Below are 10,279 nucleotides of genomic sequence, written 5' to 3' on the forward strand. Positions count from 1 at the left end.
ACCACCGGCTCAACGGCCTCCCCGACCGGCGGCTCCTCCACGATCACATGCGCGTTCGTCCCACTCAGACCGAACGACGACACACCCGCACGACGCGGACGCGACTCCTCCCGCTCCCACGCACGGGCCTCCTGCAGCAGCTCAAGTCCGCTGCCCGCCCACTCGATCAGCGCGCTCGGCTCCTGCGCGTGCAACGTCTTCGGCAGCAACCCGTGCTGCAACGCCAGCACCATCTTGATCACACCGACCACACCAGCGGCGGCCTGAGCATGCCCGATGTTCGACTTCGACGAGCCCAGCCACACCGGCCGCTCCCCGGAACGACCAGGCCCGAACACCTCACCCAGCGCACCCGCCTCGATCGGATCACCCAGCGACGTACCCGTCCCGTGTGCCTCGATCGCGTCGATGTCCGCCGGCGTCAGCCGCGCCGCCTCCAGCGCATCCCGGATCACCCGCTGCTGCGAAGGCCCGTTCGGCGCCGTCAACCCCTGACTGCGGCCGTCCTGGTTCACCGCCGAACCCCGAATCACCGCCAGGACCCGGTCACCGTCCCGCTCAGCAGCCGACAGACGCTTGAGCAGCAGCACACCCGCGCCCTCGGCCCAGCCCGCACCGTCCGCATCCGCCGAGAACGACTTGCAGCGGCCGTCCGCCGCCATCCCCTTCAACCGGGAGAACTCCACGAACAGGGCCGGGGTGCTCATCACCGTGACGCCACCGGCGAGGGCGAGTTCGCATTCGCCCTGGCGCAGCGCCTGCACCGCGAGATGCACCGAGACGAGGGAGGAGGAGCAGGCCGTGTCCACCGTCATGGCCGGGCCCTGGAGACCGAGGGTGTACGACACCCGGCCCGACACCACGCTGCTGGCGTTGCCCGTGCTCACGTACCCGTCGAGGGCGTTGAGGTCGTGTCCCTGCTGGTTGCCGTAGTCGGAACTCATCGCCCCGAGGTAGACACCGGTGCGGCTGCCGCCGAGCGAGTCGGGTCGGATGCCGGCCCGCTCCAGGGCCTCCCAGGACGCCTCCAGCACCAGCCGCTGCTGCGGGTCCATCGACAGCGCCTCGCGCGGCGAGATGCCGAAGAAGGCGGGGTCGAAGCCTTCCACGGCGTCGATGAAGCCGCCCTCACGGGCGTAGCTCTTGCCGACCGCCTCCGGGTCCGGGTCGTAGACGCCGAGCCCGTCCCAGCGGGAGGGCAGGCCGCCCACCGCGTCTCCACCCGCCGCCAGCAACTCCCAGAACGCCTCAGGGGTGTCGATACCGCCCGGCAGCCGGCACGCCATCGACACCACCGCGATCGGCTCGGTGCGTGCCGCGCGCTCGGCGGTGAGCTGGTTCTCGGTCTCGACGAGCGCGTTCGCCGTGCGCCGCAGATACGCCTCGAGCTTTTCGAGCTTCCCGACTTCGGACGCGCTCATTCGCTGACTCCAAGCTTGCGATCCAGGAACTGAAGAAGGTCATCCGTGCTGCCGGTATCGATCTCGATCTCGGCTTCCGGCTCCGGTTGTTCATCGGCCGCGGGCGCGCTCCTGGCCAGGTCGTCCCGCAGGGAGAGCAGGCCGGCGGCGAGGCCCCGCTCCTCGAGCTGGGCCGGTGTCGCCGTGCTCAGGAGTTCGACCAGGCTGTCGATCTGGTTCCGCGTGAGGCGCTGTCCGGTCGCCGTGGCGGCCGGCCCGGTGCCGGAGCCGACGGCGAGCTTGGCCAGCAGCAGGGCAGCGATCGCGGAGGGGGTGGGATGGTCGAAGGCGAGCGTCGACGGCAGGGAGACCCCGGTCTCGGCGGACAGACGGCGACGCAGTTCGACCGCCATCAGTGAGTCCATGCCGAGTTCCTTGAGCACCTGCTGGGCCCCCACCCCGCCCGTCGCGGACACGCCGAGGACCGTCGCGGCCTCCCGCTGCACCAGTTGGGTCAGGTGCGGCAGCCGTTCGGTCTCGGGGCGGGCGAGCAGTTGCTCGCGCAGGCCGGACGGGGTTCCCGCCGCTTCGCCCGCCTGCCGGCGCGGGGCGCGCAGCAGGCTCCGCAGCAGGGCGGGGACGTCGTTCCCGCTGTCCGCGTCGCGCTGCAGCGACGTGAGTTCCAGCTTCACCGGTACGAGGTGCGGGTACGGCAGCCCCAGAGCGGCGTCGAGCGCGGCCAGGGCCTGCCGGGCGCTCAGGGCGCCGATGCCGCCACGGCGCAGTCGGGCGAGTTCCGCTCGGCCGAGGCTCGCGGTCAGGCCGATCCCGGCCTGCTGCCACAGGCCCCAGGACAGGCTCACACCCGGCAGGCCGTCGGCGCGGCGCCGGACCGCCAGGGCGTCGAGGAAGGTGTTCGCGGCGGCGTAGTTGGCCTGCCCGGCACCGCCGAGCACCCCCGCCGCCGACGAGAACAACACGAACGCCGCCAGATCCAGACCCAGTTCACGCGACAGCCCGTCCAGGTGGACGGCGCCCGCCGCCTTCGGCGCCCACACCGTGGCCAGCCGCTCCGCCGTCAGCGCCGACACCACACCGTCGTCCAGCGCACCCGCCAGGTGGAAGACACCCGTCCAGGGGTGCGCGGCGTCCGCGGTCGCGAGGGCCATGGAGACGTCCTCGCGCCGGCTGACGTCGCAGGCGAGCACCTGCACGCTCGCGGCTCCGGCGGCGGTGAGTTCGGCGACCAGCTCACCGGCGCCAGGGGCGTCGAGACCGCGCCGGGAGGTCAGCACCAGGTGCCGTACGCCATGCGCGCGGACCAGATGTCCGGCCAGAGCCCGGCCCAGCTCACCCGTGCCGCCCGTGATCAGGACCGATCCCTCGGGATCCAGCGGCCTCGCGACCGGCCGCGCGTCCTCGCCCGAACCGGCCACCGCCTCCGTCTGCGTCTCCGTCTCCGCTGGTGGCTGTGCCTGTGCCTGCGGCCGCGCTGTCGTCCGTACGAGCCGCGCGGTGCGGATCTCGCCACCGCGGATCACGATCTCCGGCTCGCCCGTGAGGGCGACGGCCCGGGGCAGCAGCGCGTCGTCGGCGCCGTCGTTCCCGAGGTCGACCAGGCGGATCGCGCGTTCGGCCTGCTCGCTGCGCGCCGCGCGGAGCAGACCCCACAGCGGTGCGTGCGCCAGATCGTGGACCTCGTCGTCCACGCCCAGCGCCGCGCGCGTGATCCACACCAGCTCCACGCCGTCCAGCCGGGGTTCGCCCAGCAGACGGCGCAGAGTGTGCAGCGCGGCAGCGGTCAGCTCCTGCGCGGCACCAGCGATGTCGTGGTCCCCGCCCGCCGGCGCAGTCGCCGCCGTCGCGTCGACGGCCAGTCGAGCGGGCGCCTGCCTCCCGTCGTCGAGGCGGGCAAGCAGTACATCCACATCAGCCACATGGTCGGCCTCCAGGATCTCGGACACCCCGGCGTTGTCGCCGAGGACCCATGTGCCGTCCGCCGGTGTCTCCTGCTCCTTCAGGGAACGCGGCGGCCGGAAGTCGACGCGGTAGAGATGCTCGACGGACTCGCTCGCGCGGATCTGCTCCGCGCTCGCCTCCCGGATCACCAGCCGCTCGGCCCGTACGACGGGCTGTCCGGCGGGATCGGCCACCTGGACCCGAGCGCTGGTGCCGGCGTCGTCGAGGTCGATACGCACCCGCAACTCCGTGCCGCCGGAGGCGTACAGCTCGACGCCACGCCACTCGAACGGCAGGAACACCGGACGCTCGTCGCCCTCCTCCTGCCGTACGGCGACCAGGGCGTGCAGGGCGGCGTCCAGCAGGGCCGGATGCACACCGAACCCGTCGGCCTTCAGGCCATCGGGCAGGCGTACGACACCGTAAGCGGTACCGCCCTTGCGCCACAGCTCGCTCAGCCCCTGGAACGCCGGGCCGTACACCAGCCCGCGCTCCGCGAACCCCTCGTAGAAACCGTCCAGTTCAACGGGCTCCGCGCCCGGCACCGGCCACTGCGCCAGCTCAGCGAAGTCCTCGGAGCCGGTGGTGGGGTCGGCGGGGTCGGCCCCTTCGACGACCTCACCGGCGGCATGCTGCCGCCACTCCGCCTGGTCGGCTTCCGCACGGCTGTAGAGCGCGATCGGCCGGCGGCCCTCGGCATTCGCGGCGCCGACGACGACCTGGAGCCGTACGACACCGTCCTCGGCGAGCACGAGCGGCTCAAGGAGGGTCAGCTCGGCCACCTGCTCCGCGCCCACATGGTGTGCGGCGGTCAACGCCAGCTCCAGCAGACCGGTGCCCGGCACCAGCACCGTGCCGAACGCGGCATGCTCCGCCAGCCACGGCTGCTCCGCCAACGACAGCCGCCCGGTGAACAGGTACCCGTCATCGCCGGCCGTCGCCGTCGCCGCACCGAGCCAGGGGTGCCCGGAGGCCTCCAGGCCCACGGAACGCACGTCGCCGGACGACTTCGGGGTGTCCATCCAGTAGTGCTCGCGCTGGAAGGCGTAGGTGGGCAGGGGGAGCTGAGAACCGGTCCCGAGGACCTTGTCCCAGTCGAGCTGGTGGCCCTGGACGTGCAACAGGCCGAGGTTGCGGAGGAGCTGCGCCGGGCCGCCCTGCTCGCGGGCGAGGGAGCCCACCACGATGCCACCGCGCTCGCTGCTGCCGTCCGTCAACGGCATCGACAGCACCGGATGCGCGGAGATCTCCACGAACACCGTGTGACCGTCGTCCAGGAGCCTGTTCAGAGCACGGTCGAAACGCACCGGCTCCCGCAGGTTGCGGCACCAGTAGCCCCCGTCCAGCTCCGGACCCGTAGCGACTTCGCCGGTGACGGTGGAGTACAGGGGGATGTCCGCCTGCTGGGGGGCGAGATCGGTGAAGTGCTCGGCCAGGCCCGGCAGGAGGGGGTCCATCTGCGCGTTGTGCGAGGCGTAGTCGACGTTGATCTTCCGGGCGTACACATCCCGCCCCTGAAGCTCATCCACGATCCGCGCGATCGCATCCGCCTCACCGGAGATGATCGTGGATCCGGCCGTGTTCACGGCCGCCACCGACAGGGCCTTGCCATACGGGGCGAGGAACTCCTCCACCTCCGCCACCGGACGCTCGACCAGGGCCATCCCGCCCTGCCCGGCACACGCCAGCACCGCCTGCGAACGACGCGCCACCACCAAAGCACCCTGCTCCAGCGTCAACGCACCACCCACCACAGCAGCCACAACCTCACCCTGGGAATGACCCACCACCGCGGCAGGCTCCACCCCCAACGACCGCCAGACGGCGGACAGACCGACACCCATGGCGAACAGGGCAGGCTGGACCACATCCACCCGGTCGAACGGCGGATGATCCCCCTCCTCCCCCGCCAGCACCTCACGCACCGACCAACCCGTCAACGGCTCCAGCGCCACATCACACGCCTCAATGGCCTCACGGAACACCGCACTGGTCGCCAACAGCTCACGACCCATCCCGACCCACTGCGAACCCTGACCGGGATAGACGAAGACGACCTTGCCGCGCGCCTGCGCCGTACCGGTGACCACCGCGTCGTGCGAACGGCCCTCGGCCAGCGCCTCAAGCGCCTCCACCAGAGCGGCCGTATCAGAGGCCACCACACTCGCCCGCGACTCGAAATGCGACCGATGACGAGCAGCCGTCACCGCCACATCAGCGACTCGGACATCCTCGTGTGCGGTGACCCAGTCCGCCCAGCGTGCCGCCTGCTGCCGCAGCGCGTCCTCACCCTGCGCGGAGACCACCACCGGCAGCGGAGCAGCATCTTCGGCCACCGGCTCAACGGCCTCCCGGACCGGCGGCTCCTCCACGATCACATGCGCGTTCGTCCCACTCAGACCGAACGACGACACACCCGCACGACGAACATGCCCGGAGTCCCGATCCCACGCGCGGGCCTCCTGCAACAGGGCGAGCCCGCTGCCGTCCCACTGGATGTGCGGGCTGGGCTCCTCCGCGTGCAGCGTCCGGGGGAGCGTCTCGTGCTGGAGGGCGAGCACCATCTTCATGACGCCCACCACGCCGGCGGCGGCCTGCGCGTGCCCGATGTTCGACTTCGACGAGCCCAGCCACACCGGCCGGTCCCCGGGGCGCTCCGGTCCGAACACCTCCGCCAGGGCGCCCGCCTCGATCGGATCGCCGAGCGAGGTACCCGTGCCGTGGGCCTCGATGGCGTCGATGTCCGCCGGTGTCAGGCGGGATGCTTCGAGTGCGGCCTGCACGACACGTTGCTGGGAGGGACCGTTGGGGGCGGTGAGTCCCTGGCTGCGGCCGTCCTGGTTCACCGCCGAACCGCGGACGACGGCCAGGATCCGGTCCCCGTCCCGTTCGGCGGCCGACAGTCGCTTCAGGACCAGCACACCCACGCCCTCGGCCCAGCCCGCACCGTCCGCATCCGCCGAGAAGGACTTGCAGCGGCCGTCCGCCGCCATCCCCTTCAACCGGGAGAACTCCACGAACAGAGCGGGTGTGTTCATCACCGTCGCTCCGCCCACGAGGGCGAGTTCGCACTCCCCTTGGCGGAGGGCGTTGGCCGCGAGGTGGAGGGCGACGAGGGAGGAGGAGCACGCGGTGTCGACCGTCACGGCCGGGCCCTGAAGTCCCAGGGTGTACGACACCCGGCCCGACACCACGCTGCTCGCGTACCCCGTGCTGGTGTAGCCGTCGAGGGCGTCCAGGTCATGGCCCTGGTGGCCGTAGTCGGAGGTCATGGCGCCGAGGTAGACGCCGGTGTTGCTGCCGCCGAGCGAGTCGGGTCGGATACCGGCCCGCTCCAGCGCCTCCCAGGACGCCTCCAGGATGAGCCGCTGCTGCGGGTCCATCGACACCGCCTCGCGCGGCGAGATACCGAAGAAGGCGGCGTCGAACCGCTCGATGTCCTCGATGAAGCCGCCCTCACGGGCGTAGCTCTTGCCGACCGCCTCCGGGTCCGGGTCGTAGATGCCAAGCCCGTCCCAGCGGGAGGGCAGGCCGCCCACCGCGTCCCCGCCTGCTGCCAGCAGCTCCCAGAACGCCTCAGGGGTGTCGATGCCGCCGGGCAGCCGGCACGCCATCGACACGATCGCGATGGGCTCGTCGTCGTGCCTGCCGGCGGACCTGCGCCTCGCCGCCCGCGCCGGTTTCCCGGCCCCCGACAGATCCAGCTTCTCCAGCAGGAGCCCGGCGATCGCCATAGGCGTCGGGTAGTCGAAAGCCAGCGTCGAGGGCAGACTCAGCCCGCACTCCGCCGACAACCGCCGACGCAACTCGACCGCCATCAGCGAATCGATACCCAACTCCTTCAGCACCTGCTGAGCGCCGATACCGTCCGCGTTCCCCACACCGAGGACCACAGCCGCCTCCCGCCGCACCAACCCGGCCAACTCGGCCAGCCGCTCGGCCTCCGGCAACACAGCCAGCCGCTCCCGCAACCCCGACGGCGCCACCACCCCCTCCCCCGCACGCCTGCGGCGGCCCCTCAGCAGCCCTCGGTAGAGGGCCGGAACGGCTTCACCGGCGTCCAAGGAGCGCTGCAGGGCAGCGAGTTCGAGCTTGACGGGTACGAGATGGGCGTCGGCGTCCGCTGTGAGGGCCACGTCCAGGGCGGCCAGGCCCTGGTCGGCGTTGAGCGCACCGACCCCGCTGCGGCGCAGGCGGGCCAGTTCGGCCTGCCCGAGGCTCGCGGTCAGTCCGGTGCCGCCGGACGGCTGCCAAAGGCCCCAGGACAGGCTCACACCCGGCAGGCCGTCGGCCCGGCGGCGCACCGCCAGGGCGTCGAGGAAGGTGTTCGCGGCGGCGTAGTTGGCCTGCCCGGCACCGCCGAGCACCCCCGCCGCCGACGAGAACAACACGAACACGGCGAGATCCGGGGCGAGTTCACGCGACAGCTCGTCCAGGTGGACGGCCCCTGCGGCCTTCGGCGCCCACACCGTGGCCAGCCGCTCCGCCGTCTGTGCCGACACCACACCGTCGTCCAGGACCGCGGCCAGGTGGAAGATCCCGGTCCAGGGCCGCGTGTCGCCGTCGGACAGCACCGCTGCGGCCTGGTCACGGTCGGCGACGTCGCAGGCGACGACCCGTACGCTCGTGGCACCGGCGGCGGTGAGTTCGGCGACCAGCTCACCGGCACCGGGGGTGTCCGGGCCGCGCCGGGAGGTCAGCACCAGGTGCCGTACGCCCTGCGCGCGGACCAGGTGTCCGGCCAGGGCCCGGCCCAGCTCACCCGTGCCACCCGTGACCAGGACACGTCCGTTCTCGGCGAGGACAGCGGACCGGGCCTGGTCTCCGCCGGCCGCGCGCACCAGGCGGGCGGTGCGTATCTCGCCGTCGCGGACGGCGAGTTCGGGCTCTCCGGTCACGGCAAGTGCACGCTCGGCATCGGAGAGAGTCACGTCGACATCCACCAACCGGAGCGACCGTTCCGGCAGTTCGGCGCGCGCCGCACGCAGCAACCCCCACACAGGCGCGTGAACCAGATCGCGCACACCGTCACCGGCATCCACGGCACCCCGGGTCGCCCACACCAGCTCGGCCGACTCCAGACGCTCATCGGCCAGCAACCGCTGCACCGTCTCCAACGCCGCGCCCGCCACATCCAGAGCATCAGCATCAGCATCGCCGGTGGCGTCCACCACGACCCGCTCAGGCGCCTCAGCCCCCGCAGTCAGCCGCGCGGCCAGCTCATCCAGATCGGCAACCGGCTCGGCACCCAGCGCACGAGCCAGCGCCCCGTCACCACCCAGCACCCACGCCTCAAGCTCCGACCCCTCCTCCAGAACCCGAGGCACCCGGAACTCGACCCGGTACACGTGGTCGACGGACTCGCTCGCACGCACCTGCTCCGCCGTGGCTTCGCGCAACCGCAGGCCCTCGGCGCGGACCACGGGACGCCCGGCCGGATCGGCCACGGTGACGCGCACCGTGTTGACCGCCTCGTCCAGGTCGATCGCCACCCGCACTTCGGCGGCCCCCGACGCGTACAGCTCGACGCCGCTCCACTCGAACGGCAGCAACGCGGTTCCGTCGTCCACCGAGTCCCCGCTCTGAACACCGACCAGGGTGTGCAGGGCGGCGTCCAGCAGGGCCGGATGCACACCGAACCCGTCGGCCTTCAGGCCATCGGGCAGGCGTACGACACCGTAAGCGGTACCGCCCTTGCGCCACAGCTCGCTCAGTCCCTGGAACGCCGGGCCATACACCAGCCCGCGCTCCGCGAACGCCTCGTAGAAACCGTCCAGTTCGACCGGCTCCGCGCCCGGCACCGGCCACTGCGCCAGCTCCGCGAAGTCCTCGGAGCCGGTGGTGGGGTCGGCGGGGCCGGCCCCTTCGACGACCTCACCAGCGGCATGCTGCCGCCACGGAACGTCGTCCGACGCGTCCTCGGCACGGCTGTAGAGCGCCACCGGGCGACGGCCCTCGGCATTCGCGGCGCCGACGACGACCTGGAGCCGTACGGCGCTGTCCTCGGCGAGCACGAGCGGTTCGAGGAGGGTCAGCTCGGCCACCTGCTCCGCGCCCACGTGGTGTGCGGCGGTGAGGGCGAGTTCGAGCAGACCAGTGCCGGGGACCAGCACCGTGCCGAACGCGGCGTGCTCCGCCAGCCACGGCTGCTCCGCCAACGACAGCCGCCCGGTGAACAGGTACCCGTCATCGGCGGCCGTCGCCGTCACCGCACCGAGCCACGGATGCTCCGATGCCCGGAGGCCCACGGAACGCACGTCACCCGTCAGCTTTGCGGTCTCCAGCCAGTAGCGCTCACGTTGGTAGGCGTAGGTGGGCAGGGGGAGCAGGGAACCGGTGGGGAGGACCTTGTCCCAGTCCAGCTGGTGGCCCTGGACATGCAACAGGCCCAGGTTGCGGAGGAGCTGAGCCGAGCCGCCCTGCTCACGGGCGAGGGAGCCCACCACGATGCCACCGCGCTCGCTGCTGCCGTCCGTCAACGGCATCGACAGCACCGGATGCGCGGAGATCTCCACGAACACCGTGTGACCATCATCCAGGAGCCTGTTCAGAGCACGGTCGAAACGGACCGGCTCCCGCAGATTGCGGCACCAGTAACCGCCATCCAGCTCTTCGCCGGTGGCCACCTCACCAGTCACCGTCGAGTACAGCGGTATCTCCGCACGCCGAGCACTCAAGCCCTCGAACGCCGAAGCCAGACCCGGCAGCAACGGATCCATCTGCGCGTTGTGCGAGGCGTAATCGACGTTGATCTTCCGGGCGTACACATCCCGCCCCTGAAGCTCATCCACGATCCGCGCGATCGCATCCGCCTCACCGGAGATGATCGTGGACCCGGCCGTGTTCACCGCCGCCACCGACAACGCATCCCCATACGGGGCGAGGAACTCCTCCACCTCCGCCACCGGACGCTCCACCAG

General features: G+C 71.7%; 2 protein-coding genes. Both read right to left on the reverse strand.

The genetic code is table 11. From position 1 onward, the window contains the following. The coding region (locus AB0L75_RS43300) for a polyketide synthase (RefSeq protein WP_365191799.1) at positions 1–1,421 on the reverse strand (1,421 nt) is incomplete at its 3' end. Next, complete coding sequence (locus AB0L75_RS43305; protein ID WP_365191800.1) at positions 1,418–10,264, reverse strand: SDR family NAD(P)-dependent oxidoreductase; 8,847 nt, start codon at positions 10,262–10,264, stop codon at positions 1,418–1,420. The genes AB0L75_RS43305 and AB0L75_RS43300, both read right to left, overlap by 4 nt. Between the last annotated feature and the right edge of the window lie 15 nt (positions 10,265–10,279).

The sequence above is a fragment of the Streptomyces sp. NPDC052101 genome, from assembly GCF_040680235.1.
GTDB lineage: Bacteria > Actinomycetota > Actinomycetes > Streptomycetales > Streptomycetaceae > Streptomyces.